The 26,629-nt window shown below is 73.2% G+C and carries 21 protein-coding genes; 4 read left to right on the top strand and 17 right to left on the bottom strand.

Features of this window, described 5'->3' with window-relative positions; genetic code table 11:
• Positions 1–3 precede the first annotated feature (3 nt).
• Positions 4–3,018 (bottom strand): putative bifunctional diguanylate cyclase/phosphodiesterase, encoded by a 3,015-nt coding sequence (locus ACPXCS_RS24380; protein WP_425947647.1) that lies wholly within the window; start codon positions 3,016–3,018, stop codon positions 4–6.
• Between the two features lie 424 nt (positions 3,019–3,442).
• Positions 3,443–4,393, bottom strand: a complete 951-nt coding sequence (locus tag ACPXCS_RS24385) for a 2-hydroxyacid dehydrogenase (protein WP_425947646.1) — start codon at positions 4,391–4,393, stop codon at positions 3,443–3,445.
• A 77-nt stretch (positions 4,394–4,470) separates the two neighbouring features.
• On the opposite strand from ACPXCS_RS24385, the gene ACPXCS_RS24390 reads away from it, so the two are divergent.
• Positions 4,471–5,469: an aldo/keto reductase gene (locus ACPXCS_RS24390; RefSeq protein ID WP_425947644.1), complete on the top strand. Its 999-nt coding sequence runs from the start codon at positions 4,471–4,473 to the stop codon at positions 5,467–5,469.
• Between the two features lie 146 nt (positions 5,470–5,615).
• Complete coding sequence (locus ACPXCS_RS24395; RefSeq protein ID WP_425947642.1) at positions 5,616–6,785, top strand: PQQ-dependent sugar dehydrogenase; 1,170 nt, start codon at positions 5,616–5,618, stop codon at positions 6,783–6,785.
• A 16-nt stretch (positions 6,786–6,801) separates the two neighbouring features.
• Here the strand turns inward: ACPXCS_RS24395 and ACPXCS_RS24400 are convergent, their stop codons facing one another.
• The 7 genes from ACPXCS_RS24400 to ACPXCS_RS24430 all read right to left on the bottom strand — a co-directional run bounded on the left by ACPXCS_RS24400 (position 6,802) and on the right by ACPXCS_RS24430 (position 14,977).
• Complete coding sequence (locus ACPXCS_RS24400; protein ID WP_425947641.1) at positions 6,802–7,011, bottom strand: DUF6191 domain-containing protein; 210 nt, start codon at positions 7,009–7,011, stop codon at positions 6,802–6,804.
• A 49-nt stretch (positions 7,012–7,060) separates the two neighbouring features.
• Positions 7,061–10,174, bottom strand: a complete 3,114-nt coding sequence (locus ACPXCS_RS24405; RefSeq protein ID WP_425947912.1) for a helix-turn-helix transcriptional regulator — start codon at positions 10,172–10,174, stop codon at positions 7,061–7,063.
• A gap of 539 nt (positions 10,175–10,713) precedes the next feature.
• Positions 10,714–10,887 carry a hypothetical protein gene (locus ACPXCS_RS24410; RefSeq protein ID WP_425947639.1) on the bottom strand — a complete coding sequence of 58 codons (174 nt, stop codon included), beginning with the start codon at positions 10,885–10,887 and terminating at the stop codon, positions 10,714–10,716.
• Positions 10,888–11,085: 198 nt separating this feature from the next.
• Positions 11,086–11,616, bottom strand: coding sequence for a hypothetical protein (locus ACPXCS_RS24415; protein WP_425947637.1), 531 nt, complete (start codon positions 11,614–11,616; stop codon positions 11,086–11,088).
• A gap of 35 nt (positions 11,617–11,651) precedes the next feature.
• Positions 11,652–12,224: a GNAT family N-acetyltransferase gene (locus ACPXCS_RS24420; protein ID WP_425947636.1), complete on the bottom strand. Its 573-nt coding sequence runs from the start codon at positions 12,222–12,224 to the stop codon at positions 11,652–11,654.
• Positions 12,202–14,448 carry an MMPL family transporter gene (locus ACPXCS_RS24425; protein WP_425947635.1) on the bottom strand — a complete coding sequence of 749 codons (2,247 nt, stop codon included), beginning with the start codon at positions 14,446–14,448 and terminating at the stop codon, positions 12,202–12,204. The genes ACPXCS_RS24420 and ACPXCS_RS24425 overlap by 23 nt, the downstream gene beginning before the upstream one ends.
• A gap of 169 nt (positions 14,449–14,617) precedes the next feature.
• A complete protein-coding gene (locus tag ACPXCS_RS24430) occupies positions 14,618–14,977 on the bottom strand; it encodes a hypothetical protein (RefSeq protein WP_425947633.1) in 360 nt (119 codons plus the stop codon).
• Positions 14,978–15,166: 189 nt separating this feature from the next.
• Between ACPXCS_RS24430 and ACPXCS_RS24435 the strand changes: the two genes are divergently transcribed.
• Positions 15,167–15,970 (top strand): methyltransferase domain-containing protein, encoded by an 804-nt coding sequence (locus ACPXCS_RS24435; RefSeq protein ID WP_425947631.1) that lies wholly within the window; start codon positions 15,167–15,169, stop codon positions 15,968–15,970.
• Positions 15,971–16,035: 65 nt separating this feature from the next.
• Here the strand turns inward: ACPXCS_RS24435 and gatB are convergent, their stop codons facing one another.
• From gatB to ACPXCS_RS24460, 5 genes are all read right to left on the bottom strand, one after another.
• On the bottom strand, positions 16,036–17,550 hold the full coding sequence (gene gatB / locus ACPXCS_RS24440) for an Asp-tRNA(Asn)/Glu-tRNA(Gln) amidotransferase subunit GatB (RefSeq protein ID WP_425971014.1): 1,515 nt from the start codon (positions 17,548–17,550) through the stop codon (positions 16,036–16,038).
• A gap of 14 nt (positions 17,551–17,564) precedes the next feature.
• Positions 17,565–17,804: a hypothetical protein gene (locus tag ACPXCS_RS24445; RefSeq protein WP_030851407.1), complete on the bottom strand. Its 240-nt coding sequence runs from the start codon at positions 17,802–17,804 to the stop codon at positions 17,565–17,567.
• Positions 17,801–19,294 carry an Asp-tRNA(Asn)/Glu-tRNA(Gln) amidotransferase subunit GatA gene (gatA, locus tag ACPXCS_RS24450; RefSeq protein ID WP_425947629.1) on the bottom strand — a complete coding sequence of 498 codons (1,494 nt, stop codon included), beginning with the start codon at positions 19,292–19,294 and terminating at the stop codon, positions 17,801–17,803. Before gatA ends, ACPXCS_RS24445 begins: the two co-directional genes overlap by 4 nt.
• Positions 19,295–19,298: 4 nt before the next feature.
• Positions 19,299–19,595, bottom strand: a complete 297-nt coding sequence (gene gatC, locus ACPXCS_RS24455; RefSeq protein ID WP_031117542.1) for an Asp-tRNA(Asn)/Glu-tRNA(Gln) amidotransferase subunit GatC — start codon at positions 19,593–19,595, stop codon at positions 19,299–19,301.
• Positions 19,596–19,709: 114 nt separating this feature from the next.
• A complete protein-coding gene (locus tag ACPXCS_RS24460; RefSeq protein ID WP_365096489.1) occupies positions 19,710–20,081 on the bottom strand; it encodes a DUF4267 domain-containing protein in 372 nt (123 codons plus the stop codon).
• A gap of 84 nt (positions 20,082–20,165) precedes the next feature.
• On the opposite strand from ACPXCS_RS24460, the gene ACPXCS_RS24465 reads away from it, so the two are divergent.
• Positions 20,166–20,753, top strand: coding sequence for a TetR/AcrR family transcriptional regulator (locus ACPXCS_RS24465; RefSeq protein WP_365735795.1), 588 nt, complete (start codon positions 20,166–20,168; stop codon positions 20,751–20,753).
• Positions 20,754–20,845: 92 nt separating this feature from the next.
• Here ACPXCS_RS24465 and ACPXCS_RS24470 read toward each other — a convergent pair whose 3' ends face one another.
• From ACPXCS_RS24470 to ACPXCS_RS24480, 3 genes are all read right to left on the bottom strand, one after another.
• Positions 20,846–23,134: a putative bifunctional diguanylate cyclase/phosphodiesterase gene (locus ACPXCS_RS24470; protein ID WP_425947626.1), complete on the bottom strand. Its 2,289-nt coding sequence runs from the start codon at positions 23,132–23,134 to the stop codon at positions 20,846–20,848.
• A 257-nt stretch (positions 23,135–23,391) separates the two neighbouring features.
• Positions 23,392–25,587, bottom strand: coding sequence for an NAD-dependent DNA ligase LigA (ligA, locus tag ACPXCS_RS24475; RefSeq protein ID WP_425947624.1), 2,196 nt, complete (start codon positions 25,585–25,587; stop codon positions 23,392–23,394).
• 15 nt (positions 25,588–25,602) lie between these two features.
• A complete protein-coding gene (locus ACPXCS_RS24480; RefSeq protein WP_425947622.1) occupies positions 25,603–26,610 on the bottom strand; it encodes a methionine synthase in 1,008 nt (335 codons plus the stop codon).
• Positions 26,611–26,629: the final 19 nt, after the last annotated feature.

The raw sequence follows: 26,629 nt of genomic DNA on the forward strand, positions 1-26,629 counted from the left end.
CTGTCAAGTGGGTGGGACGGGAGTCTCATTATGTGAACGGAGGGCCGTGCCGCCTCCGATGACGGCGGACACGTTCGTGCTGTACACCCGCCCGGCGCCGCCCGCCAGTGCCGGTTCGGCCGGTGCGTGCGGCAGCGGGTAGTGGCCGCCCGCGAGCGCCCGGCGCAGCCGGTACTCGTCCAGCGGCCCGGAGAACGCCATCCCCTGCCCGTGGGTGCAGCCCATCGCGCGCAGGGCGACCACCTGCTCGGGCAGATCGACCCCCTCGGCCACGGACTGCAGCCCGAGGTCGGAGGCGATGCGCAGCAGCCCGTTGGTGATCTTGTGCAGCCGGGCGGACTCCACGACGCCCTCGACCAGGGAGCGGTCGAGCTTGAGGATGTCGACGGGCAGCCGCCGCAGCGCCGTGATCGCCGCACAGCCGCTGCCGAAGCCGTCGAGCGCGATCCGTACGCCGACCCGCCGCAGGGCGCCCAGACGCCGCTCCAGCTCGTCCAGCGGGACCCTCGGGTCGGCGTCGGTCAGCTCTATGACCAGCGAGCCGGACGGCAGGCCGTGCCGGGTGAGCAGCGCCTCGATCGTGCCGAGCGGCATGGACTTGTCCAGCAGCCGGCGGGCGCTCATCCGGACGACGACCGGCACGGACAGCCCGGTCGCGTGCCGCTCGGCGGCCTGCTCGACGGCCTCCTCGATCACCCAGCGGCCCAGCTCGGCGGTCTTGTCGCTGTCCTCGGCCACCCGCAGGAACTCCGCCGGGGTGAAGAGCACCCCCTGGGAGGAGCGCCAGCGCGCCTGTGCGGACACCGACGCGATCCGGCCGTCCTCCAGGCACACCACCGGCTGGTGCAGCAGGGCGAACTCGCCGTCGTGCAGGGCGGCCCGCAGGCGTGTGGCCAGCTCCGCCTTGCGGACGACGTCCTGCTGCATCTGCGGTTTGTACAGCTCGACGCGGCCCTTGCCGCCGGCCTTGGCCCGGTACATCGCCAGGTCCGCGTTGCGCAGCAGCTCGCCCGCGCCGAGGCCCGGTTCCGCGAAGGCCACGCCGATGGAGGCGTTGACCCGGACATCGTTGCCGTCGATGAGGTAGGGCTGGGACAGCGTCGTCCTGAGGCGGTCGGCGAGCTCCAGGATGTGCCGCTCCCGGGCCTGCCGGTCGCGGGTGTTGTCGCCGACGATCAGGGCCGCGAACTCGTCCCCGCCGAGCCGTGCGGCGGTGTCGCCCTGGCGGACCGAGTCCTGCAGTCTGCGGGCGGCCTGGACGAGCAGCTCGTCCCCGGCCTGGTGCCCGATGGTGTCGTTGACGGCCTTGAAGCCGTCGAGGTCGATGAAGAGCACGGCCGTGTTCCGCAGGGCCACGCCCCGGTCGGAGGCGCGGCGGCCCGACAGCGCGTGCTGGACGCGCCGGGTGAACAGGGCGCGGTTGGGCAGGTCGGTGAGCGGGTCGTGCTCGGCGTTGTGCTGCAACTGGGCCTGCAGCCGCACCCGTTCGGTGACGTCCCGGCTGTTGAAGATGAGGCCGCCGTGGTGGCGGTTGACGGTCGACTCGACGTTCAGCCAGCCTCCGTCACCCGAGCGGAAGCGGCACTCGATGCGCGTGGTGGGCTCCTCGACCGGATTGGCGGCGAGGAACCGGCGCACCTCGTGCACGACGCAGCCGAGGTCCTCGGGGTGGATGAGGTGGGCCAGTTCCGTGCCCACGAGTTCCTCCGCCGGGCGGCCGTAGACGCCGGCGGCGGCCGGGGAGACGTACCTGAGGACACCGCTGGGGGCGGCGATCATGATGACGTCGCTGGAGCCCTGGACCAGGGAGCGGAAGTGGTTCTCCTTCTGCGCCAGTTCCTGGGTGAGGGTGATGTTGTCGAGGAGCATGATGCCCTGGCGCACGACCAGCGCCAGCACGACCGTGCCCCCGGTCAGCAGGACCACGCGGTCGACGCTGCGGCCGTTGAGGACGTTGTAGAGGATCCCCAGGGTGCACACGGCGGCCGCGAGGTACGGCGTGAGCGCGGCGAGGGAGCCGGCGATGGGCCGGGCGGCCGGGTAGCGGCCGTGCTCTCCGCCGGGCGGGGCCGGGGGGTGGTGGGGTCCGCTGCGCTGCCCGGGCACGTGCTCGTGCACCACGCGCGTGTGGCCCGCGCCGCCGTGCCGGTCCGGGCCGTGCCGGTCGCCCTCGGCCGAGCGGGGCGCGGCCCACGGCGCGTACGCCAGGAGCAGCGAGCCCGCGAACCAGCCCGCGTCGAGCAGCTGGCCCGAGCGGTAGTCGTGGTGCATCAGCGGGGAGGTGAACAGGGCGTCGCACATCACGGTCAGCGCGAGCGCGCCGATGGCGGTGTTCACCGCGGAGCGGTTCACCGCCGACCGCCGGAAGTGCAGCGCGAGCACCATGCTGACCAGCGCGATGTCCAGCAGCGGGTAGGCCAGCGACAGCGCGGTGTGCGCCACGCCGGGCCCTTCGGACTTGGCGGCCTGGGCGAGGGCGAGGCTCCAGGCCAGGGTGAGCAGCGAGCCGCCGATCAGCCAGGCGTCGAGCCCCAGGCAGACCCAGCCGGCCTTGGTCACCGGCCGCTTGGCCAGGACCAGCAGCCCGACGATCGCGGGCGGCGCGAAGCACAGGAAGAACAGGTCGGCGTAGCTGGGGCTGGGCACGGGCAGTCCCAGGACCACCTCGTACCAGCCCCAGACCAGGTTGCCCAGCGACGCCATGGCCGAGGAGAGGCCGAACAGCAGCCAGGCGGAGCGGAAGCGGGTCCGGCGCCTGCGGGCGTACAGGAAGCACGACACGGAGGCGGTGGCCGCCGCGGCGCTCAGCCCGAAGTCGCCCATGATCAGGCCCACTTCGTGCGAGCCCCAGCCGCAGGCGGCGCCGACGGCGTATCCCGCGCAGACCAGCGCCAGGACGAGTTGGAGGGCCAGGCCCGGCCGGTGGCCGCGGGCCGGCGTGCGGGGCAGTGGCGCGCTCGGGGCCGGAGGCTGTGCCCGCAGCGCTCCGTCCAGCGTGGTGGTCGGGGGCGCGCTCACCGGACCCTCCCGGTCCGCGTCACTCCCGGGTCCCGCGGGCGCCGGTGGGCCGGCTGGGCCTGCCTCCTGCGGCTGCCGGGCCTGCGGCGGTGATGGCTGTGATCGGTGTGGTGGTCGCTGTGATCGGTGTGGTGGCCGCCGTGATCGGCGTGCCGGCCGCGGCTGCCCGCGGCCGTCCGCCAGGGTCGCCGCCGGCCGCCCCGCCCCGTCGGATCGCTCGCCCATAGGCCGTGCATCGCCTGTCGCCCCCCTCACAGTCCTGAAGTGTCCGTCCCCGGCGCCGAACGGTCCCCGGCGCAGCCCCTGCCGGGACGATACACCAGTCTCGTCACTCAGGGACATAGGTTCTCTACGCTCCGTAACGATCAACAGATATATGAGTACCCACCGCGCCCGAAGGATTGCGGACGGTACTCGAAGTCGGTCAGCCGGTGGGTGCACCCGTCGTCAGGATCACGTTGCGGAGCGGCTCCCGGTTCACATGACGGTTCAACTGGTCCACCAGGAGCCGCTTGGCGCGCGGCATGAACGCGGAGGTGGGGCCGCCGGCATGAGGGCTGATCAGTACCCCCGGCGCACGCCACAGCGGATGTTCGCGCGGCAGGGGCTCGGGGTCGGTGACGTCCAGGGCCGCGGTGATGCGGCCGCTCTCCACCTCGGCGAGCAGGGCCTTGGTGTCGACGACCGGGCCGCGGGCCACGTTGACCAGCAGCGCACCGTCCTTCATCCGGGCCAGGAAGTCGGCTCCGGCCAGGCCGCGGGTGGTCTCCGTGAGCGGCGTGGACAGGATGACGACGTCCGCTTCGGGCAGCAGCGCGGGCAGTTCGGTGAGCGGATGCACCCGCCCGCGCGCCGTGGTGCGCTCGGAGCGCGCGACGCGCGCCACCCGCGCGGGCTCGAACGGAACGAGCCGGTCCTCGATGGCGGCGCCGATCGATCCGTACCCCACGATGAGCACGTTCTTGTCGGCGAGCGCGGGCCGGAAGCCGCCGAGCCACTCCCCCCGTTCCTGGGCGCGCACGAAATCGGGGATGCCGCGCAACGAGGCCAGGACGAGGGCCAGGGTGAGCTCGGCGGTGCTGGCCTCGTGGACCCCGCGCGCGTTGCACAGCCGCACCCCCGGACGCAGCAGCCCCAGGCCCGGTTCGACGTGGTCGATGCCGGCCGAGAGGGTCTGGACGACCTCGACGCCGCTCATCAGCGGGAGGGGACGTACGCACAGCGGACTGGGCTTCATGTAGGGGACGACGTAGAAGGAGCAGTCGGCCGGGTCCGCCGGGAAGTCGTCGGCGCCGTTCCAGAAGCGGTAGTCCGGCCCCTCGGGGAGCCCTTCGATCTCGTCCGGCGGGATGGGCAGCCACACGTCAGCAGTCATGCTCCGGAGGCTATGTCAGGAGCGCGCCATGCCAGAGGTTAGGTTGGGGTGGCCGGAACAGGGAGGGTCACGACCAGGTGGAGCGCAGGACGATCGGCGCGGGCGCACTCGCGGTGGGGGCCGTCGGACTCGGGTGCATGCCGATGAGCTGGGCCTACAGCACCTCGCGGCAGCGCGGCGAGGAGTCGCTCAGGGCGGTGCACCGGGCGCTGGACCTGGGCGCGTCCCTGCTGGACACGGCCGACATGTACGGCCCCTTCACCAACGAGCTGCTGGTGGGGCGGGCGTTGAAGGAGCGGCGGCCCGACGCGTTCGTGTCGACGAAGGTCGGGCTGCTCGTGGGCGACCAGCACATCGTCGCCAACGGCCGTCCCGGATACGTGAAACGGGCCTGTGACGCCTCGCTGCGGCGGCTGCAGACGGACGTCATCGATCTCTACCAGCTGCACCGGGCCGACCCCGAGGTGCCCGTGGAGGAGACCTGGGGCGCGATGGCGGAGCTGGTCCAGGCCGGGAAGGTGCGGGCGCTGGGGCTGTGCGCGGTGGGCGCGCGGTCCTCCCGCAGGGGCGGGGCCCGGCTGCACGACGCGACGATCCGGCAGCTGGAGCGGGTGCAGCAGGTCTTCCCGGTGAGCGCGGTGGAGGCGGAGCTGTCGGTGTGGTCGCCGGAGGCGCTGGAGGCCCTGCTGCCGTGGTGCGAGACCCGGGGCGTCGGCTTCCTCGCCGCGATGCCGCTCGGCAACGGCTTCCTGACCGGCCGGCTGCGGCCCGGCGCCGGTTTCGAGGCGGACGACCTGCGGGCCCGGCACCCCCGCTTCACGGCCGAGATGATGGCCGCGAACCAGCCGATCGTCGCGGGCCTGCGCCGCGTGGCCCGCCGGCACGGCGACGGTGTGACGCCCGGGCAGGTCGCCCTGGCCTGGGTGCTCGCCCAGGGCCGGCACGTGGTCCCGGTCCCGGGCGCGAAGCAGGAGCGCTGGGTGACGGAGAACGCGGCGGCGGCGGCCCTGCGGCTGGATCCCGAGGACCTCAGGGAGGTCGCGCAGCTGCCGCCGGCCCAGGGGTCGTGGGACTGAGCGCGCGGATGCGGGGCCGGCGAACGGGGCGGACCCCCGGGGCGTAAGGGGCAAACCCCTTGTTCACGGTTGGACGTTGCGTGATCGGGAACCTGGGAGGCGCGAGCGGTGTATGACAGGGAGAACCCCGCCGCGTCGAAGGGACCATGATCGTGCGACGTCGAGCCGTCCCGGCCGTGTTGGCCATCGCAGCGCTCCTGCTGACCGCCGGCTGCTCCTCCGACGACGGGGGATCGTCCGGCGGCACGAGCGCCTCCCCGAGCCGCACGGCCCCGGGCTCGTCCGCACCGCCGCGCCAGGCCGCCGAGGAGACACCGCCCGCCAAGGGCTCGGTCACGGTGGTGCGCACCGTCGCCGAGGGCCTGGAGTCCCCCTGGGGCCTCGCCCCGCTGCCGGGCGGCGGTCTGCTCGTCTCCTCGCGCGACGAGGGGACGATCGTCCGGGTCGACGACAAGACCGGCCGGAAGACCGAGCTGGGCGAGGTGCCCGGGGTCTCGGCGGCCGGCGAGGGCGGACTGCTCGGCATCGCCCTCTCCCCCGACTTCGCCTCGGACCGCATGGTCTACGCGTACTTCACCTCGGCCGGCGACAACCGCGTCGTGCGCATGCTGTACGACGCCGACAAGCCCGCGGGCGAGCAGCTCGGCGCGCCCGACACGGTCTTCCGGGGCATCCCCAAGGGCTTCATCCACAACGGCGGCCGGATCGCCTTCGGCCCGGACCGGATGCTGTACGTGGGCACGGGCGAGAGCGGCGACACCGGCCTGTCCCAGGACCGGGACTCCACGGGCGGCAAGATCCTGCGGCTGACCCCGGAGGGCGAGCCCGCCCCCGGCAACCCCTTCTCCGGCTCGCCGGTCTACTCGTACGGCCACCGCAACGTGCAGGGTCTGGCCTGGGACGGCAGGCAGCGGCTGTTCGCCTCGGAGTTCGGGCAGGACACCTGGGACGAGCTCAACGCGATCAAGCCGGGCGACAACTACGGCTGGCCGGAGGCGGAGGGCAAGTCCGACGGCTCGGAGTACCACGACCCGGTCGACCAGTGGACCACGGCCGAGGCCTCCCCCAGCGGCATCGCGCACGCCGAGGGGTCGATCTGGATGGCGGGCCTGCGCGGCAAGCGGCTGTGGCGCATCCCGCTGAACGGCACGCAGGCCTCGGCCGAGCCGCAGGCGTTCCTGGAGGGCGAGTACGGCCGGCTGCGCACGGTGGTCGCCGCGGGCGGCGACCGGCTGTGGCTCGTGACCAGCAACACGGACGGCCGGGGCGCCCCGGAGGACGGCGACGACCGGATCCTGGAGGTGCGGGTCACGTGACGCCCGCGCTCCGGGGTTAGCGGGGACCGGGGCCCCGGTCCCCCTCCTCCCGGGCGTCCCCGGAGTCGGCCGGCGGGCGTACGACGACCTTCCCGGACGTCAGGTCTATCGGCCCGCGTCCGGGATCGCCGTCGCCGACGTCCTCCCGGGTCAGCTCCAGGCGGTTCTGCTCGTCGCGGGTGTGCTTGCGTCCTGGTGAGAAGAGTTCCTCGAACACGTTGAACACGGAGCCTCCCTGGGCCCTGACTCCCCCGACGTCCTTTACAGCGTATACCTCAGCCTGCGGGCCGGGACGTGAGCGGTTCCGCCGGGAACAGGCCCAGCCGGTGCGCCACCGCGGCCGCCTCGCCCCGGCCGGAGACGCCGAGCTTGGCCAGGATGTTCGAGACGTGGACGCTGGCCGTCTTCGGGGAGATGAACAGCTCCTGCGCGATCCGGCGGTTGGTGTGACCGGCGGCGACCAGGCGCAGCACGTCCCGTTCGCGGCTGGTCAGCCCGAGGGCCTCGGCGGGGTCGGTGGCGGCCCGGGCGGGTTCGGGTCCCGGGGCCAGGGTGAGGCGGGCCCGCCGGGCGAGGGCGCCGGCGGCCTCGGCGAGGGGCCGGGCGCCGAGATGACGGGCGACGCCGTGGACGAGCCGCAGCAGCTCCGTGGCCCGGTCGCGCTCGTCCTCGCCGCCGTCCGTGAGCAGCGACTCGGCCAGCCGGAGGCGGACACGGGCGAGGTCGTAGGGGCGCCCGAGGGGTTCGAAGGCGGTGACCGTGTCCGACCAGAGGTCCGGGGTGCAGCGGCCGGTGGCGCGGTGCAGTTCGGCACGGACCCACTGCTCGTGGGCGAGCCAGACGGGGGCGTTCGTGGTGAGGCGCTTGACCGCGTCGAAGAGCCGCTCCAGGACCTCCTCGCGGCCCTCGCGGGCGGCGGGCAGGAGGCGGGTGTCGGCCTCGGCCTCGGCCGCCCGGAGCAGCAGCGGCCAGGCGTAGCGCTGGGTGCCGGGCGGGAAGCCGGACCGCAGGGTGCGGGTCAACTCGGCGCGGGCGTCGGCGAGGCGGCCCTCGGCGACGGCGACCCCGATGGTCAGGCAGGAGATCGGCAGGTCGTGCTGCGGCATCGGGTCGTGCGGGCCGTACGAGGCGCGGCTCTCGGCGAGGTGCCGGGCCGCCTCGGGGACCCGGCCGCGGGCGAGCGCCAGGAACGCCAGGATGTTGGCGCCGGCCCCGTGCGGTCCGGCCGTCTGCCCGCGCCGCTGGGCGTTGACGGCGGCCTCGGCGGCCTCGTCCCAGCGGCCCAGGGAGACGAGCGACTCGGCGAGGTTGCCCCAGACCCAGCCCTCGGGGTCGCGCAGGCCCAGCTCGGAGGTGAGCCGCAGGCCCTCGCGCAGGATGGCGACGGCCTCCTCGGAACGGCCGACGCCTTCGAGGGCGGAGGGCAGGTTCACATGGCTGCGGCCCACGATCGGCGCCAGGCCACGCGCCGCCACCTCGTCCTTGACCTCGTACATGTGGGCCAGGCCGGCCTCGATCTGCCCGGCGTCCACCATGAGCCCGCCGAGGGTGAGCCGGGCGTTGGACTCGATGGCGTCGGCGCCCACCATGCGCGCGTACTCCACGGCCCGCTCGGCGGCCGTCAGGGCGTCGGGGCCGGGTTCGTGGAGCATCGACCAGTGGGCCGCGGTGGCGAGCACCTCGGCGTGCACCTCGGACGGCGGCAGGCCGCGGACCAGGTCCTGCGCGGTGGCGATCTCCTTCCAGCCGTCGCCGCGCGCGAGTCCCTGCACCAGCCGGGAGCGCTGGATCCAGAACCAGGCGGCGCGCTGCGGGTCCCGGCCGCTCGAACGCGGCGGGGCGCCCGCGGAGGGGTCGCCGGCCTCGTCGAGGAGGCGCAGCGCCCGCTTGGTGATCTTCAGGGCGCGTTCGCGCTCCCCGCAGAGCCGCCCGGCCACGGCCGCCTCGGCCAGCAGGTCGAGATGGCTCAGCGCGGTGGCGGCCGGGTCGCAGCCGGAGCTCTCCTGCGCCCGCCCGTCGGGCAGGGGGGCGGGGTAGACCTCGGCGTAGTCCACGGGGCGCAGGGTCGCCCGTACGGCGTCGGGGGCGGAGTCCCACAGCTCCATGGCGCGTTCCAGCAGCCGCAGTTGCTCGGCGTAGGCGTGCCGGCGGCGGGCCTCGACGGCGGCGTCCAGGACCGCGGGCAGGGCCTTGGCGGCGTCGTGGGCGTGGTACCAGTAGCTGGCCAGACGGGTGGCCCGCTGGTCGGCGGGGACCAGCGACGGGTCGGCCTCCAGGGCTTCGGCGTAGCGCCGGTTGAGCCGGGAGCGTTCGCCGGGCAGCAGGTCGTCGCTGACGGCCTCGCGGACCAGGGAGTGGCGGAAGCGGTAGCCGTCGCCGCCGGGCGCGGGGGTGAGGATGCCGGCGTTCACGGCGGCCCGCAGCGCCTCGATGAGGTCGTCCTCGGCGAACCGGGCGACGGCGGCCAGCAGCCGGTACTCGACGGTGGAGCCGCCCTCGGCGACGATCCGGGCGACCTGCTGGGCGGACTCGGGCAGCCCTTCCACGCGGACGAGCAGCAGGTCGCGCAGGGAGTCCGTCAGGCCCGTGGTACAGCCCTCGTGGGCGGCGACGGCGAGTTCCTCGACGAAGAAGGCGTTGCCGTCGGAGCGGGCGAAGATCGCGTCGACCTGGTCCGGGTCGGGTTCGTGGGCGAGGATGCCCGCCACCTGCAGGGAGACCTCGTCGCGGGTGAAACGGGCGAGTTCCAGGCGGCGGACGGTGCGCAGCCGGTCGAGCTCGGCGAGCAGGGGCCGCAGCGGGTGGCGGCGGTGGATGTCGTCGGAGCGGTAGGTGGCCAGGACGACCAGGCGGCCGGTGCGCAGGGTGCGGAACAGGTAGGACAGCAGGTGGCGGGTGGAGGCGTCCGACCAGTGCAGGTCCTCCAGGGCCAGGACGACGGTGTGCTCGGCGCTGACGCGCTCCAGCAGGCGGGCGGTGAGTTCGAAGAGGCGGGCCACGCCGTCCCCGTCGTGCCGCCCGGGACCCGACTCGCCCAGCTCGGGCAGCAACCGGGCCAGTTCCTCCTCCTGTCCGGCGGCCGCGGCGGCCAGCTCGGCGGGGAGTGCGCGGCGCAGGGCGCGCAGGGCGGTGGAGAAGGGGGCGAAGGGCAGTCCGTCGGCACCGATCTCGACGCAGCCGCCGAGCGCGACCACCGCGCCGCGGCGGCGGGCTGCGCCGGTGAACTCCTCGACCAGCCGGGTCTTGCCGACGCCGGCCTCACCGCCGATGAGCAGGGCCTGCGGTTCTCCCTCCCGGGAGCGTACGAGCGCGTCGTGCAGCGCGCCCAACTCCTCGGCGCGGCCGACGAACACGGGGCTGACGGACCTGGTCTCCACGGCCCCGAGCATCGCATGCGGCTCCGACCGTGCGGCACCGGTTTTCCCGGGCACACCGACACGCCGGCCGTCGCCGCCGTCCCGGGCCGGGGCGCCCCGGCCCGCGTCACGGGCCCCGGCCCCCGCGACGCCGCCCCGGAAACCGGCCGCGGGCCCGGCGACGACGGCCGTGGACCCGGCGGAGGCTGCGGGAGCGGCGGTCGTGGCGGGGGCGGAGGCTGCGGGGGTGGCGCTCGTGGAACCGGCGGAGGGCACCGGAGCGGCCGTCGTGGCGGGGGCGGAGGCTGCGGGGGTGGCGCTCGTGGAACCGGCGGAGGCTTCGCGGGTGGCGGTCCTGGAACCGGCGGAGGGCACCGGAGCGGCCGTCGTGGCGGGGGCGGAGGGCACGACACCGGCCGTGGTCGCGGATGCGGAGCGGGAAGAGGACGTGGCCCCGGTGCCGTCGGCAGACGGGCGGGCCGCGGCCACCGGGTCGGTGGTCGCGGCCCCCTTGTGCGTCTGGCCGGTCCGGGTCACGGCGGGCGCGGGGCCTGCCGTTTCCCCGGGCCCGTTCACGCGGCCCGGGCCGAGCGGAGCCGCCGGAAGCGGCGGGTATGGCTCTCGTGCTCGGCGGTGGCCTGGCGCGCTGCCCGGCGGGCGCGGGCGGCCTCACGGACGCGACGCTCGTGGTCGGCCCGGCGGATGAGGTCGGCGGTGCGCAGCTGCTGGAATTCGTACTCGTACATGGCGTGTCCCTGGTGAGAGGCCGGTCCCGGAGGGGTTCCTCCGCGATGTCTCCACCTTCGTCTCCCAGGCGGGGCCGCCACATCGGGAGAGTTCCGCATCTTGGGAGGCCGGCGGGGCCTTAGACACGCGTGAGGGGCCTCGGGTTCTCCGTAAGGTGCTTACGGAGAATCCCGAGGCCCCTCGGGAGCCGGGGTGGCTCAGCTCGCGGACGGCAGCCCGAGCAGCACGCCGGTGTACTTGAGGACGGCCAGGAACAGGCCGATGACGCCGAGCGCGACACCCGCCCAGGCGACCGACTTGATCCAGGGGGCCTGGACGCGGCCGGGCGTGCCGAACGCGGGCCGGACGAGCACGACGACGCCGACGACCAGCGCGGTCAGCGCGAACAGGCCGGCCCACAGGGCGGTGGTCTGCCAGGCGTCGCCGTAGACGGCCTGGATCTGCTTGGCCACGCTCGCGTTCTGGGCGGTCTCCAGCTGGCCGATCAGGTTGCGGCGGGCGGCCGCCACGGTGCCGACCCAGCTGCCGGTGAGCGAGACGACGCCCAGCGCGGCGGAGACCACGGCACCGGCGCCCTGGCCGACTCCCTGGGAGCCGTCCTCCTTGGTCACGGGGGCCGGGGCCTCGGATCCGGTCACCTCGTCGGACTCGGACTCGGTGATGTCCACCGCCTTCTCGTCGGTCGTGGCCTCGGTGGCCTCGGTCTCGTCCACTGCGTTCGTTGCCATGTCTCGCACCGTAGGGTCGCTGTCTGAGAAGTCTCTTAATGATCGTTGTGACCGGCACGCGCGCGTGCCTCGCGCCATTCGGGCGCCAGCACGGACCAGACCTCGAGATCGTGCCGTACGCCACCGTAGTGGTGCGCCGCGCGGCGCACACCGTCGCGGGTCATGCCGAGCCGCCGCGCCACGTTCAGGCTGGGCCGGTTGCCCGAGGCGGCGACCCATTCGACGCGGTGGATGCCGCGCTCCTCGACGGCCCAGTCGATCAGCACCCGCATCGCCCGGGTCACCAGGCCCCGGCCCGTCCCGGCGGGCTCCAGCCAGCAGCCGACCTCGCAGGTGCCGTTGGCCGCGTCGAAGTTGAGGAACAGCACACCGCCGACGAGGGTCCCGTCCAGCCACAGGCCGTGCAGGGAACCGGTGTCGGCGGCCCGCATGTCGGCGTAGAGCTGGAGTTTCGCACGGGCGGACAGCAGGTCCGTCTCGGTCGTCCCGAACGGGATGTACCGGCCGATGAAGTCCCGCCCGCGCTCCAGGTGGGCCAGGAACTCGGCGGCGTGCCAGGGCTCGAGGGGCCTCAGCTCGGCATCGTCACCCAGGGATATCGCGTACATCCCGCTTCTGCTCCTCCTCCGCCAGGACGTCCGCCACCTCGGCGTCCGTCGCGGCGGCCAGCCTCTCATGGGCGGCACGGCTCTCGGGCGGCTCGATGCTGATGCGCGGCATGCGCCGGTCGAGCCAGCGGGGCAGCCACCAGTTGGCGCCGCCGAGCAGGTGCATCAGGGCGGGCACCAGGAGGGTGCGCAGGACGAAGGCGTCCAAGGCGACGGCGGCCGCGAGGGCGATGCCGAACATGGCGATCACGCGGTCGCCGCTGAGGACGAAGGCCAGGAAGACGGAGATCATGATGACCGCCGCCGAGTTGATCACCCGGCTGGTCTCGGCGAGGCCGACGCGCACGGCCCGCCGGTTGTCGCCGGTCTCCAGCCACTCCTCGTACATCCGGCTCACCAGGAAGACCTGGTAGTCCATGGAGAGGCCGAAGAGCACCGACACCATGATCACGGGCAGGAAGGGCTCGATCGGCCCCGCGCTGCCGAGGCCGAGCAGTTCGCTGCCCCAGCCCCACTGGAAGATCGCGACGACCACGCCGAAGGAGGAGGCCACGGCGGCGACGTTCATGGCGGCGGCCTTCAGCGGGATGCCGATGGACCGGAAGGCCAGCAGGAGCAGCAGACAGCCCAGGCCGATCACGACCCCCACGAAGACGGGCAGCTTGGAGACGATGACGTCGGCGAAGTCGTCGTAGCCGGCCGTCATGCCGCCCACCTGCACGTCGAGGGAGGTGCCCGACTCGGCGCGCGGCAGCACCTCCTCGCGCAGCCGGTCCACGAGGTCGCTGGTCTGCTTGGACTGCGGTGAGGAGTCGGGCACGACGGTGAGGTACGCGGTGTGGCCGCCGGAGTCGAAGGTCACCGGGGTGACCGAGGCGACGCCGTCGGTGGCGCGCAGGGTGCCGTCGAGGTTGTCCAGGGCGAGCTTGTCGTCGGCTCCGTCGACCTCGGTGACGAGGGTGAGCGGGCCGTTCACGCCGGGTCCGAAACCGTCGGCGAGCAGGTCGTAGGCCTGCCGGGTGGTGGCGGTCCGCGGGTCGTTGCCCTGGTCGGAGGTGCCCAGGTGCAGGGAGAACGTGGGCAGCGCGAGGACGGCCATGACGACCAGCGCGACCGCCCCGAGCAGCTTGGGGTGGCGCTCCACGAACGCCGACCAGCGGGCGGCGAACCCGGTCGGCAGCTCGGGCTGCGGTCCGTGCTCCGCCAGGCGGCGGCGCTCGCGGCGGCTGAGGGCGCGCATGCCGATGAAGGACAGCAGGGCGGGCAGCAGGGTCACGGAGGCCGCGACGGTGAGGATCACGGTCAGGCTCGCCGCTATCGCGACGCCGTTGAGGAAGCCCAGCCGGAGGATCAGCATGCCCAGCAGGGCGATGCAAACGGTGGCACCCGCGAAGACGACCGCGCGTCCGGTGGTCGCGACGGCGTTCGTGGCCGCCTCGGGGACGGACAGTCCGCGCTTGAGGCCGCGCCGGTGTCTGGTGACGATGAACAGCGCGTAGTCGATGCCGACGCCGAGCCCGATCAGCAGGCCGAGCATGGGGGCGAAGTCGGCGACGGTCATGGCGTGCCCGAGCAGCACGATCCCGGCGTAGGCGGTGCCGACGCCGACCAGGGCCGTGGCGATGGGCAGCAGCGAGGCGGCGAGCGAGCCGAAGGCGAGGAGGAGCACGACCGCGGCGACGATCACGCCGACGATCTCCGCGAGGTGCCCGCCGGAGGACTGGGTGAGCGCGACGGCGCTGCCGCCCAGCTCCACCTGGAGTCCGTCGGTCCGGGCGCTGTGGGCGGTCTCGACGACGGCCCGCGCCTCGCCCTCGTCGATGTCCTGGGCCTGCTCGTCGAAGGTGACCGTGGCGTACGCGGTTCTGCCGTCCGCGCTGATGCGGCCGGTGCCCGGGCCGTCGTAGGGGCTGCTGACCGAGGCGACGCCGGGGAGGTTCTCGATGCGGTCCAGGGTGCGGGACATCGTCTGCTCGACGTCGGCGGCGCGGACGCTGCCGGACCCGGTGTGCCAGACGACGGTGTCGCTGTCGCCGCCGAGCTGCGGGAAGCCCTCGTGCAGCAGCTCGGTGGCGCGGCCGGACTCGGTGCCGGGGACCTGGTAGTCGTTCGAGTACGTGGTGCCGGCGACGGCGGCGCCCGTGGCGACCCCCGCCAGGGCGAGGAGCCACAGCAGAACGGTGACCAGACGGCGTCGGACACACCAGCGTGCGAGGGCTGCCACGGAACGTGCTCCCAGGGTTACTTTTTGTGGATCTTTGACCGGGAACGGTCGTCCATGAACGGAACGGCCCGCAAAGAACGCATGAGCAATGCGAAGCCACTCTTACAGGCGAACGAGATCGTTTGTCGCTTTCGTGGGCTTATTCACAGCGGCAACCTCAGCGGCTTCCTCAGTCGAACTGGTCCCCCAGGGCCATGACCATGGCCCCGGCGACCAGCAGCCACAGCGCGCGCCGGGTGCGGCCCCGGGAGCCCAGGACGGCTGCGGCCGCGCACACGGCGGCGCCGGCGGCGTAGGCGGCCGGGACGAGGGCCGGGGCGGAGCGGGTGAGGCGGAGCGTCGCGGCGGCCAGTCCCGCGAGGGCCAGGGCGGCCCCGGTGCCCGCGGCGGTCCAGCGGGCCCGGCGGGCGTCCGCCCACTCGTCCTCGGTCCCGCCCTCTCCCGGCAGATCCTCGGCGTCGTCCCGCTCGACGGCCGTCTCCGAGTCCGCTATCTCCGGGTCGGTGTCGGAATCAGCGCGTCCACTCATGGCCGAGACGGTAGCGCGTCGGCCGGAAAACCAGGTGCGGGGCCCCGGGGTCCGCTGCTAGCGTCCGCGGGTCCCAGGAACGCGCGCGGCCTGGTGCCGCCCGGCCGAAGCAGGTGCATTGTTTGACGGTCCGACCGAGCTCCGACGCATCCCCCTTCTTCCCCAAGGACTCAAGGAGCCCGTTCACCGATGCCGGACATCACTTCCCGGACCTCGAACGACCCCCTCGCTGACCGTGTGAGCCACCCCGGCTACCCGCGCAGCAACGGCTACGACGCCCGCTGGACCGTCGAGAACCAGATGGGCCCGCACGCGCTGTGGCTGCTGGAATGGCTGGCCCCCGCGCTGGGGCCGCAGACGCTGAGCCCCGGCTCGCGCGTGCTCGACCTGGGCTGCGGACGCGCCATGACGTCGATCTTCCTGGCCAGGGAGTACGACGTGTCGGTCACCGCCGCCGACCTGTGGATCAAGCCCGACGAGAACGCCGTGCGGATCGCCGCGGCGGGCGTCGCCGACCGCGTCCTGCCCGTGCTCGCCGAGGCGCACGACCTGCCGTTCGGCGCGGACAGCTTCGACGCGATCGTCTCCGTCGACGCCTACCAGTACTTCGGCACCGACGACCTGTACCTGCCGCAGCTGACGCGGCTGCTGCGGCCCGGCGGGCGGATCGGCGTCGTCGTGCCGGCGCTGCGTGAGGAGATCGACGGCGTCGAGCCGCCGGAGCACCTCGCACCGTTCTGGGAGCCGGCCTTCTGGTGCTTCCACACCGCCGCCTGGTGGCGCCGCCACTGGACCCGCAGCGGCGCCGTGGAGGTGGAGACCGCGGACTGGCTGGAGGACGGCTGGCGCGACTGGCTGCGCTGGTGCGAGGTCGTGGCCGACGAGCACCCGGACCCGTGGCACGTCGAGATGGCCGGCCGGTCGGCGGAGATGCTGCGCCTCGACCGGGGCCGCACGCTCGGCTTCGTCCGGGTCGTCGGGCGCCGCCCGTAGAGGACGACGGAGGGGGGACGCACCGGATCCGGTGCGTCCCCCCTCCGTCACGTCCGCGCGAGGGTTCAGCCCTCGCTGACGCCGAGCTTCTCCAGGATCAGCTCCTTGACGCGGGCCGCGTCGGCCTGGCCGCGGGTCGCCTTCATGACCGCGCCGACCAGGGCGCCGGCCGCGGCCACCTTGCCGCCGCGGATCTTGTCCGCGATGGCCGGGTTGCCGGCGATGGCCTCCTCGACGGCGGTGGTGAGGGCGCCCTCGTCGGAGACGACCTTCAGACCGCGCTGGTCGACGACCTCGTCCGGGGTGCCCTCGCCCGCGAGGACGCCCTCGATGACCTGGCGCGCCAGCTTGTCGTTCAGGTCGCCCTTCGCGACGAGCTCGGTGACCCGGGCCACCTGCTCCGGCGTGATCGCCAGCTCGTCGAGCGCCGTGCCCGACTCGTTGGCGCTGCGGGCCAGCTCGCCCATCCACCACTTGCGGGCGGACGCCGCGTCGGCCCCGGCCTCGATGGTGGCGACGATCGGCTCCAGGGCACCGGCGTTGAGGATCGCCTGCATGTCGGTGCCGCTGATGCCCCACTCCTCGCGGAGCCGGTTGCGGCGGACCAGCGGCAGCTCGGGCAGACCGGCGCGGATCTCCTCGACCCACTCCCGCGAGGGCGCCACGGGAACGAGGTCGGGCTCCGGGAAGTACCGGTAGTCCTCGGCCTCCTCCTTCACGCGGCCCGAGGTCGTGGACCCGGTGTCCTCGTGGAAGTGCCGGGTCTCCTGCACGATCGTGCCGCCGGAGGACAGCACGGCCGCGTGCCGCTGGATCTCGAAGCGGGCCGCGCGCTCCACGGACCGCAGCGAGTTGACGTTCTTCGTCTCCGAACGCGTGCCGAACTTCTCGGTGCCGTGCGGGCGCAGCGACAGGTTCACGTCGCAGCGCATCTGGCCCATCTCCATGCGGGCCTCGGAGACACCCAGCGCGCGGATGACCTCGCGCAGCTCACGGACGTACGCCCGCGCGACCTCGGGGGCCCGCTCGCCGGCGCCCTCGATCGGCTTGGTGACGATCTCGATGAGCGGGATGCCCGCGCGGTTGTAGTCGAGCAGGGAGTGGGACGCGCCGTGGATACGGCCGGTGGCGCCGCCGACGTGCGTCGACTTGCCGGTGTCCTCCTCCATGTGGGCGCGCTCGATCTGCACGCGGAAGGTCTCGCCGTCCTCCAGCTGCACGTCGAGGTAGCCGTCGAAGGCGATCGGCTCGTCGTACTGGGAGGTCTGGAAGTTCTTCGGCATGTCCGGATAGAAGTAGTTCTTCCGGGCGAAGCGGCACCACTCGGCGATCTCGCAGTTCAGCGCGAGGCCGATCTTGATGGCGGACTCGACGCCGGTCGCGTTGACGACCGGGAGCGCGCCGGGCAGGCCGAGGCAGACCGGGCAGGTCTGCGTGTTGGCTTCCTGGCCGAGAGCGGTCGAGCAGCCGCAGAACATCTTGGTCTTGGTGCCGAGTTCGACATGGACCTCGAGGCCCATGACGGGGTCGTACGACGCGAGTGCGTCCTCGTACGACACCAGGTCGGTCGTGGTGGTCACGGTGAACTTCCCTCTCAGCCCAGCAGAACGTCGTCGTCGCCCAGCTGCTTCAGCTCGCGATAGAGAATGGCCAGGTTGGTGACGACCGCGGCGCCGGTCACGACGGCGTCGAGCAGCCGCAGCGTGTCGTTGTCTCCGCGGGCCTTCTTGATCTGCTTGTAGACACCGACGGCGCCGAACGCCGACGTGGCCATCGAGATGTACAGACCGGACTTGGACTTCTTGAAGCCCTTGGCCTTGGACAGTGCGCTCACAGCGACGGAGCCTCCTCGATCAGCGGGTGGCCCCACTTTTCCACGAAGGCGGCCTCGACGGCGGCGCCCACCTTGTACAGGCGGTCGTCCTTCATGACGGGGGCGATGATCTGCAGACCGACCGGGAGGTTGTCCTCCGGGGCGAGGCCGCACGGCAGTGACATGGCCGCGTTGCCCGCCAGGTTGGTCGGGATGGTGCACAGGTCGGCGAGGTACATCGCCATCGGGTCGTCGGCGCGCTCGCCGATCGCGAAGGCGGTGGTCGGGGTCGTCGGGGAGACGATCACGTCGACCTGCTCGAACGCCTTGTCGAAGTCCTGCTTGATGAGCGTGCGGACCTTCTGGGCGCTGCCGTAGTACGCGTCGTAGTAGCCGGAGCTGAGCGCGTACGTGCCGAGCATGATGCGGCGCTTGACCTCGGGGCCGAAGCCGGCCTCGCGGGTCAGGGAGGTGACCTCCTCGGCGGAGTGCGTGCCGTCGTCGCCGGTCCGCAGGCCGTAGCGCAGGCCGTCGAAGCGGGCGAGGTTGGAGGAGCACTCGGACGGCGCGATCAGGTAGTACGCCGACAGCGCCAGGTCGAAGGAGGGGCAGTCCAGCTCGACGATCTCGGCGCCCAGCTCCTTGAGCAGTTCGACGGACTCGTCGAACCGCTGGATGACGCCGGCCTGGTAGCCCTCGCCGCGGAACTGCTTGACGACGCCGACGCGCATGCCCTGGACGCTGCCGTTGCGGGCGGCCTCGACGACCGGCGGGACCGGGGCGTCGATGGACGTCGAGTCGAGGGGGTCGTGCCCGGCGATGACCTCGTGCAGCAGGGCCGCGTCGAGGACCGTGCGGGCACAGGGGCCGCCCTGGTCCAGGGAGGACGAGAAGGCGACCATGCCGTACCGGGACACCGCGCCGTAGGTCGGCTTGACGCCGACCGTGCCGGTGACGGCGGCGGGCTGGCGGATGGAACCGCCGGTGTCGGTGCCGATGGCCAGGGGCGCCATGTGCGCGGCCAGCGCGGCGGAGGAGCCGCCGCCGGAGCCGCCGGGGATCTTGGTCAGGTCCCAGGGGTTGCCGGTCGGGCCGTAGGCGCTGTTCTCGGTGGAGGACCCCATGGCGAACTCGTCCATGTTGGTCTTGCCGAGGATGACCACGTCCGCGGCCTTCAGGCGCTTGGTGAGCGTCGCGTCGTACGGCGGGATCCAGCCTTCGAGGATCTTCGAGCCGACGGTCGTCGGGATGCCCTCGGTGGTGAAGATGTCCTTCAGCGCGAGGGGAACGCCGGCCAGGGGGCCGAGCTTCTCGCCGCGCTGACGCTTCTCGTCCACGGCGCGGGCCTGGGCGAGGGCGCCCTCGCGGTCGACGTGCAGGAAGGCGTGCACCTTCTCGTCGACGGCCTCGATGCGGGCGAGGTGGGCCTCGGTGACCTCGACGGCCGTGAGCTCGCCGGAGGCGATCTTCGCGGCGGTCTCGGCGGCGGTGAGCTTGATGATGTCCGTCACGGTCTTAGTCCTCCCCCAGGATCTGCGGCACCTTGAAACGCTGCTGCTCCTGGGCCGGGGCGCCGGAGAGCGCCTGCTCGGGGGTGAGCGAGGGACGGACCTCGTCCGGGCGCATGACGTTCGTCAGCGGGAGCGGGTGCGAGGTCGGCGGTACGTCTTGGTCGGCGACCTCGCTGACGCGGGCGACCGCGCCGATGATGTCGTCCAGCTGTCCCGCGAAGTGGTCGAGCTCTTCGGGCTTCAGCTCCAGACGCGCCAGCCGGGCGAGGTGGGCGACCTCCTCGCGCGTGATGCCAGGCATGCAGCGATCCTCTGGGGTGAGTGAATGTGGTGTGGCCCAATCCTATGGGGCGGGGGGCCGTGCCCGTGAAACGGTTTGCCGCGTTCGCGCGGGGCGGGCGGGGGACGGCGGCCCTCAGAGCGCGAAGAGCAGTCCCGCACCGATCAGGACGACGACCGCGGTGGCGAAGTGGATCCCGAAGGCCACCGCTTTCGCGCCGCCGTGCCGCAGCACGATCAGGGTGTCGCCGAGCGGCACGAGCGCGACGGCGAGCAGGAACCAGGCCTCGGCGCGGGCTCCGGCGAAGGCGAGCAGCGCCAGGCCGACCAGGCCGAGGGTGCCGTCGCGCAGGCCCTTGATCGTGAGGTAGGCGCCGGCGTCTCCGCGGGGGTCGGCCGGGACGCCGTAACCGGCGGCGGAGGCGGCGGGCCGGAACAGGAAGCGGTAGCCCAGGAACAGGCAGAACAGGTTGAGCCCGACGGCCAGGGTGTAGGCGGTGACGGTCACGTTCTCTCCTTGCTAGCAGCGCTAGGGATATGAGCGACGCTAGCAGAGCACCGACAGGAACGCTAGCGATGCTAGGATCCCGGCATGACGATCCAGACGCGCCGCGAGCGCGAACGAGCCGAACGCGAGCGGCTGATCGTGACGGCCGCGCGGGAACTGGCCGAGGCCGAGGGCTGGGACGCGGTGACCACGCGCCGGCTCGCCGACGAGATCGAGTACAGCCAGCCGGTCCTCTACAGCCACTTCAAGGGCAAAGGGGCGATCATGGCGGCGGTCGCCGTGCAGGGCTGCGCGGACATGGCCGTCGAACTCCGGGCCGCGCGCACGGCCGCCGGGAGCCCTCGCGAGGCGCTGGCGGCGGTGGGCGCCGCGTACACCTCCTTCGCCCGGCGGCGGCCCGCCCTCTACGACGCGATGTTCACGCTCGCGGTGGATCTGCCGTTCGCCACGCCCGAGGCCCCCGCACCTCTTCAGGACGCCTTCGAGCAACTGCTGCTGGCCGTCCGGCCGATCGCGGCCGACGGCGAGGACACGGCCCTGCTGACGGAGACGTACTGGGCCGGGCTGCACGGCCTGGTGACCCTGATGCGCAGCGGCCGGCTGCCCGAGGAGGCCCACGAGCGGCGGCTGGCCCTGCTGATCGGCCACTTCGTGCCACCGGGCACGGACTGAGGAACCCCGCGCTTCATCCCCCGGAAGGCCCCCCGGACCCCCCGGACCCCCCGGACCCCCCGGGCCTCACGGGCGGCGCGGGAGCGGGAGGGTCACTCGTCGGCCGTCGCCGCGGGCAGCGCGGCGCGCGGCCGCTGCCAGCCCCGCGGTCCCCGGGCCCGCAGCCAGGCCGTGGTCTCGTCGGGCGGCATCGCGGCGGCGACCAGCCAGCCCTGCACCGCGTCGCAGCCGAGGTCGCGCAGGCGCTCCCAGGTCTCGTCGTCCTCGACGCCCTCGGCGACGACGAGCAGCCCGAGGGAGTGCGCCAGGTCGACCGTGCAGCGCACGATCTCCGCGTCCTCGTGGTCGAGCGCGAGCCGGGCCACGAAGGAGCGGTCGATCTTCAGCTCGCTGACGGGGAGCCGGCGCAGGTGCACGAGGGAGGAGTAGCCGGTGCCGAAGTCGTCCAGGGACATCTTCACGCCGTGCCCGGTCAGGCCGTTGAGGGTGTCGGCGGCGCGCTGCGGGTCCTCCAGCAGGACGTGCTCGGTTATCTCCAGTTGGAGCGCTCCCGCGGGCACGCCGTGCCGGGCCAGCCGGGCGGCGACCGAACCGGCGAAGCCGGGGGTGTGCACGTCACGCGGGGAGACGTTCACCGCGACCGGCACGAACAGGCCCTGGGCGCGCCAGCGGGCGACCTGGCCGAGCGCGGTCTCCAGGACGTACTCGGTGAGATGGGGCATCAGGCCCGAGGACTCGGCGATCGCTATGAACTCGTCCGGCGGCACCTTGCCCCGCTCCGGGTGCACCCACCGGACCAGGGCCTCAAGACCCGCGACCTGTCCGTCGAAGCGGACCTTGGGCTGGTAGTGCAGATGCACCTCGTGCGCGTCGAGCGCCCGGCGCAGATCACCGAGCAGACCGAGCCGGTCGGGGGTATTGGAGTCGCGCTTGGACTCGTACACCTCGACGCCGGTGCGGTCCCGCTTGGCCTGGTACATCGCCACGTCCGCCCGGCGCAGCAGGCCTTCGGCGTCCAGGGCGTGGTCGGGGAAGACGGCGACCCCGGCGCTGGCCTCCAGCACCAGCGTGAGGCCGTCGAGGTCGAGGGGGGAGCTGAGCGCGGCGACCAGGTTGCGGGCGACCCGGGTCGCGGACGTCGTCGAGTCGGCGACGGGCAGTAAGACGGCGAACTCGTCCCCGCCCAGCCGCGCGGCCTCCGCCCCGCGCGGCAGCGCCACCCGCAGCCGGTCGGCGATCTGCAGCAGCAGCCGGTCACCGGCCAGATGGCCGAGGGTGTCGTTGACCGACCGGAACCGGTCGAGGTCGATCAGCATCAGGGCGGCGCGGGCGTCGATCCGCTCGGCGTCGTCCAGCGCGGTCCAGATGCGCTCCAGCAGCCACTGCCGGTTGGGCAGCCCCGTCAGCGGGTCGCGCAGCTGCTCCTCCGCCCGCGCCCTGGCTATCCACAGGGTGGAGTCCAGGGCGATCAGGGGGATGGAGAACAGCGGCAGCAGGATCGGCTTGGCGGCGGCCACCACGCACACCAGCGGCGCGATGCCCAGCAACGCGACCGCGACCAGGCCCTGTCTGACCAGCGCGGTGCGGGCGACCGTGGGCAGGCCCGGGCGCGGGGCGTGCAGGTACCACAGCAGGACGCGGGTGACGGCCAGGTAGGCGACGGCGACCAGGACCACCTCGGGCGCGGTGGCGAGTGTCCAGGCGGCGGGATCCGCCGGGGACTCGACGGACGGCACGGTCCCGAAGACGCGCAGCACCAGGGCGCCGGCGCCGATGCCGAGGAGGTCGACCGCGCCGTGCAGCACGCCCTGGCGCCAGCGGTTGCGGCGGGCTACGCCGACGAGCACCACGACCGTGAGGCTGACCAGGCCGGCCGGGAGCCAGCCGTAGAGCAGCAGCACGGCGAGGGTGAGGGCGGCGCCCGAGCCGGTGCCGCCCCACCAGCGGGAGCGGCCGAGCATGACCAGGTGGCCGACGATGACGCCGGTCAGCAGGGCCAGCGCCCAGCCGGTCGTGCCGGACGGGAACAGGGCGTGGCCGCCGGTGAAGGCGCGGTAGAAGCCGGCGCCCAGGACGAACCCGGCGGCCGCGACGATCGCCGCGGGCAGCGCGGGCCAGGACGGGTGCCGTTCGGTGTCCGCGTCCGGGCCGGTGCCGGTCACGGCCGTGCGGTGCTCGGTGGCCGGCTGTGCGGTGCCGCGGCCGTCCGCGGCGGCGCGCCCGGCGGCGGCGCGCCCGTCCGCGGTGTACTGTCCGACGGCGCGCACCCCCGCGCCCGGACGCCCCGCCGGCCGTCCGGCCCCACGGACTGCGCGCCATGCGACCGCCACGCGGCGCAGGCGCAGCCGCGAGCCCGGCACGGCGCTCTCGGTCGGTTCCATTCCCGTCCCTCTCACAGCCGGCGGTGCCCACGCCCCGCGGCCCGGTGCCCGACGATCTCAACGGCCCGCGTTGGAAAACCCTTCCCCGCGCTCGGCGCGAGCACGAAGATGCCCCGACCGCAGCCGGGCACGGCAGGCGCACATCTCAACAGTAGGCCGCAGAAGGCTTCCACGGGCAGCGGTCGCCGACGGTTGCCCGAATGCGCCCCGGCCACCCGTATGCATCTGGTATGCGCCGAACGGGTGGCCTTCAACCGCTACTCCTCGGACGAAAGGGCGACTTCGGCCGCTGCTTCCGGCCCTTGTTCCAGCAGAACGCCGAAACCGTCCTCGTTCAGAACCGGAACCTTCAGCTGCATCGCCTTGTCGTACTTCGATCCCGGGCTGTCCCCCACGACGACGAACGACGTCTTCTTCGAAACGGAGCCGGTCACCTTCGCTCCGCGGCTCTGCAGGGCCTCCTTGGCGCCGTCCCGCGTGAAGTGTTCGAGGGTGCCGGTGACGACGACCGTGAGACCTTCCAGCGGACGCGGTCCCTCGTCCTCGCCGGTGCTCTCCGCCTCCATGCGGACGCCCGCGGCCTTCCACTTACGGATGATCTCGCGGTGCCACTCCTCGGCGAACCACTGCTTGAGGGAGGCGGCGATGGTCGGCCCCACGCCCTCGGTGTTCGCCAGCTCCTCCTCCGTGGCCTGGTCGATGCGCTCGATCGAGCGGAACTCGCGGGCCAGGGCCTCGGCCGCGACCGGCCCGACGTGACGGATCGACAGGCTGGTGAGGATGCGGTCCAGGGGGCGCTCCTTGGCCGCCGCGATGTTCTCCAGCATGGCGAGCGCGTTCTTGCGGGGCTCGCCCTGCTGGTTGGCGAAGACGGTCGCGACCTTCTCCTCGCCGGTCTTCGGGTCGCGCTTGGGCAGGCCGCTGTCCTGGTCGAGGACGTACGCCTTGATGGGCAGCAGCTGCTCGGCGGTGAGGTCGAACAGGTCGCCCTCGTCCGCCAGGGGCGGGGTCGCGGGCTCCAGCGGGCTCGTGAGGGCGGCCGCCGCGACGTAGCCGAAGTGCTCGATGTCCAGCGCCTTGCGGCCCGCGAGGTAGAACAGGCGCTCGCGCAACTGGGCCGGGCAGGTGCGGGCGTTGGGGCAGCGCAGGTCGACGTCGCCCTCCTTCATCGGCCGCAGCGGGGTGCCGCACTCGGGGCACTCGCTCGGCATCACGAACTCGCGCTCGCTGCCGTCGCGCAGGTCGGCGACGGGGCCGAGGATCTCCGGGATGACGTCACCGGCCTTGCGCAGCACGACCGTGTCCCCGATGAGGACGCCCTTGGCCTTGACCACGTCCTGGTTGTGCAGCGTGGCGAACTCGACCTCCGAGCCCGCGACCGTGACCGGCTCGACCTGGGCGTACGGGGTGACCCGGCCCGTGCGGCCGACGCCCACGCGGATGTTGACGAGCTTGGTGTTGACCTCCTCCGGCGCGTACTTGTACGCGATCGCCCAGCGCGGGGCGCGCGAGGTGGAGCCGAGGCGGCCCTGGAGGGGGATCTCGTCGAGCTTGACGACCACGCCGTCGATCTCGTGCTCCACGGAGTGGCGGTTCTCGCCGAAGTAGGCGATGAACTCCCGTACGCCCTCCAGGCCGTCGACCACCTTGTTGTGCCGGGAGGTGGGCAGGCCCCAGGTCTTCAGCAGGTCGTAGGCCTGGGAGAGGCGGGTCAGGCCGGTGAAGCCCTCCAGGGCGCCGATGCCGTGGACCACCATGTGCAGGGGGCGGGTGGCCGTGACGCGGGGGTCCTTCTGGCGCAGGGAACCGGCGGCCGCGTTGCGCGGGTTGGCGAAGGGCTTGTCGCCGGCCTCCACCAGCCGGGCGTTGAGCTCCTGGAACTTCTCCATCGGGAAGTAGACCTCGCCGCGGATCTCCACCAGGTCGGGGACGTCGTCCCCCTTGAGGCGGTCGGGGATCTCGGCGATCGTGCGGACGTTCGGCGTGATGTCCTCGCCGGTGCGGCCGTCGCCGCGGGTCGCCGCGCGGGTGAGGCGGCCGTGCTCGTAGGTGAGGTTCACGGCGAGGCCGTCGACCTTCAGCTCGCACAGGAAGTGGTAGTCCTGCTCGCCCAGTTCACGGGCGATGCGTTCGAACCAGGCGGCGAGGTCGTCGTCGTTGAACGTGTTGTCCAGCGAGAGCATGCGCTCGCGGTGGGCGACCGCCGTGAACTCCGTCTCGTAGGACCCGGAGACCTTCTGGGTCGGCGAGTCCGGCGTGCGCAGTTCCGGGTGCTCCTCCTCCAGCGCCTCCAGGGACCGCAGCAGCTGGTCGAACTCCGCGTCGCTGACGACCGGAGCGTCCTTCACGTAGTAGCGGAAGCGGTGCTCCTCGATCTGCTCCGCGAGGCGCGCGTGCTTCTCCCGTGCCTCGGCGGGCACCGTCGTCGTCTCCGCTTGCTTGTCGCCGGCCACCGTGTCGTCCTCCCGTTACTCTGGGTTGTCCGCGAGGGATCTCGCCGCCCTGACACAGTGGGCGAGAGCCTGGCGCGCGTACCCCGGGGAGACCCCCGCGAGTCCGCACGCCGGGGTGAGCGTGACCGCCTCCGCGAGAAGCCCCGGAGACAGCCCCAGCCTGCGCCACAGCGTCCTGACACCCATGACGCTACCGGCAGGGTCTGACAATGGTCCCTCCGCGGACGGGACGACACCGGCGAAGAGCCGGGTGCCGCCCTCCACGGCCTCGCCGATCACCTCGTCGTCACGCTCGGTGAGCAGGGAGAAGTCGAACGAGACGGCCGCCGCCCCCGCCCGGCGGAGCAGGGCGAAGGGCACGTCCGGGGCGCAGGAGTGGACGACGACCGGGCCCGCCGTGTGCGTCCCGACGAGGTCGCGCAGCGTCTGCTCGGCGACCTGCCGGTCGACGGCCCGGTGGGTGCGGTAGCCGCTGGCGGTCTTCACCCGGCCGCGCAGCACGGCGGTGAGGGACGGCTCGTCGAGCTGGAGCACGAGCTGCGCGCCCGGCACGCGCCGCCGCACCTCGGCGAGGTGCTCGCGCAGTCCCTCGGCGAGGGAGGCGGCCAGGTCGCGGCAGGCGCCGGCGTCCGAGAGGACCGCCTCGCCGTTGCGCAGCTCCAGGTTGGCCGCGAGGGTCCACGGGCCGACGGCCTGGACCTTCAGCGGCCCCTGGTAGTCCTGGGTGTGCTCCTCCAGCGCGTCGAGGTCCTCGCCGAGCCAGGAGCGGGCCCGCTTGGTGTCCCGCCCCGGCCGGTCGCCGAGCCGCCACCCGCTGGGCTCCACGCGCGCGTACAGCTCGACCAGCATCCCGGCGGTCCGGCCGATCATGTCCGCGCCGGGGCCCCGGGCGGGCAGTTCGGGCAGGAAGGGGAAGTCCTCGAAGGTCCCGGTGACGGTCTTGGCCGCCTCCCGGGCGTCGCCTCCGGGCAGGGAGCCGACACCGGTGGCCGCACCGAACCTGAACTGGCTGTTTTCGCTCACCGCAACAGCCTAGTGAACG

The organism is Streptomyces sp. DT190 (genome assembly GCF_049846985.1).
In the GTDB taxonomy this organism is placed as follows: Bacteria; Actinomycetota; Actinomycetes; order Streptomycetales; family Streptomycetaceae; genus Streptomyces.

What these genes read in the sequence shown, in the direction of transcription:
- ACPXCS_RS24415 (WP_425947637.1), bottom strand. Translation starts at nt 11,616, where the DNA reads ATGGCAACGAACGCAGTGGACGAGACCGAGGCCACCGAGGCCACGACC.
- ACPXCS_RS24410 (WP_425947639.1), bottom strand. Translation starts at nt 10,887, where the DNA reads ATGTACGAGTACGAATTCCAGCAGCTGCGCACCGCCGACCTCATCCGC.
- ACPXCS_RS24420 (WP_425947636.1), bottom strand. Translation starts at nt 12,224, where the DNA reads ATGTACGCGATATCCCTGGGTGACGATGCCGAGCTGAGGCCCCTCGAG.
- ACPXCS_RS24395 (WP_425947642.1), top strand. Translation starts at nt 5,616, where the DNA reads ATGATCGTGCGACGTCGAGCCGTCCCGGCCGTGTTGGCCATCGCAGCG.
- ACPXCS_RS24430 (WP_425947633.1), bottom strand. Translation starts at nt 14,977, where the DNA reads ATGAGTGGACGCGCTGATTCCGACACCGACCCGGAGATAGCGGACTCG.
- ACPXCS_RS24470 (WP_425947626.1), bottom strand. Translation starts at nt 23,134, where the DNA reads ATGGAACCGACCGAGAGCGCCGTGCCGGGCTCGCGGCTGCGCCTGCGC.
- ACPXCS_RS24385 (WP_425947646.1), bottom strand. Translation starts at nt 4,393, where the DNA reads ATGACTGCTGACGTGTGGCTGCCCATCCCGCCGGACGAGATCGAAGGG.
- gatC (WP_031117542.1), bottom strand. Translation starts at nt 19,595, where the DNA reads ATGCCTGGCATCACGCGCGAGGAGGTCGCCCACCTCGCCCGGCTGGCG.
- ACPXCS_RS24405 (WP_425947912.1), bottom strand. Translation starts at nt 10,174, where the DNA reads ATGCTCGGGGCCGTGGAGACCAGGTCCGTCAGCCCCGTGTTCGTCGGC.
- ACPXCS_RS24435 (WP_425947631.1), top strand. Translation starts at nt 15,167, where the DNA reads ATGCCGGACATCACTTCCCGGACCTCGAACGACCCCCTCGCTGACCGT.
- ACPXCS_RS24465 (WP_365735795.1), top strand. Translation starts at nt 20,166, where the DNA reads ATGACGATCCAGACGCGCCGCGAGCGCGAACGAGCCGAACGCGAGCGG.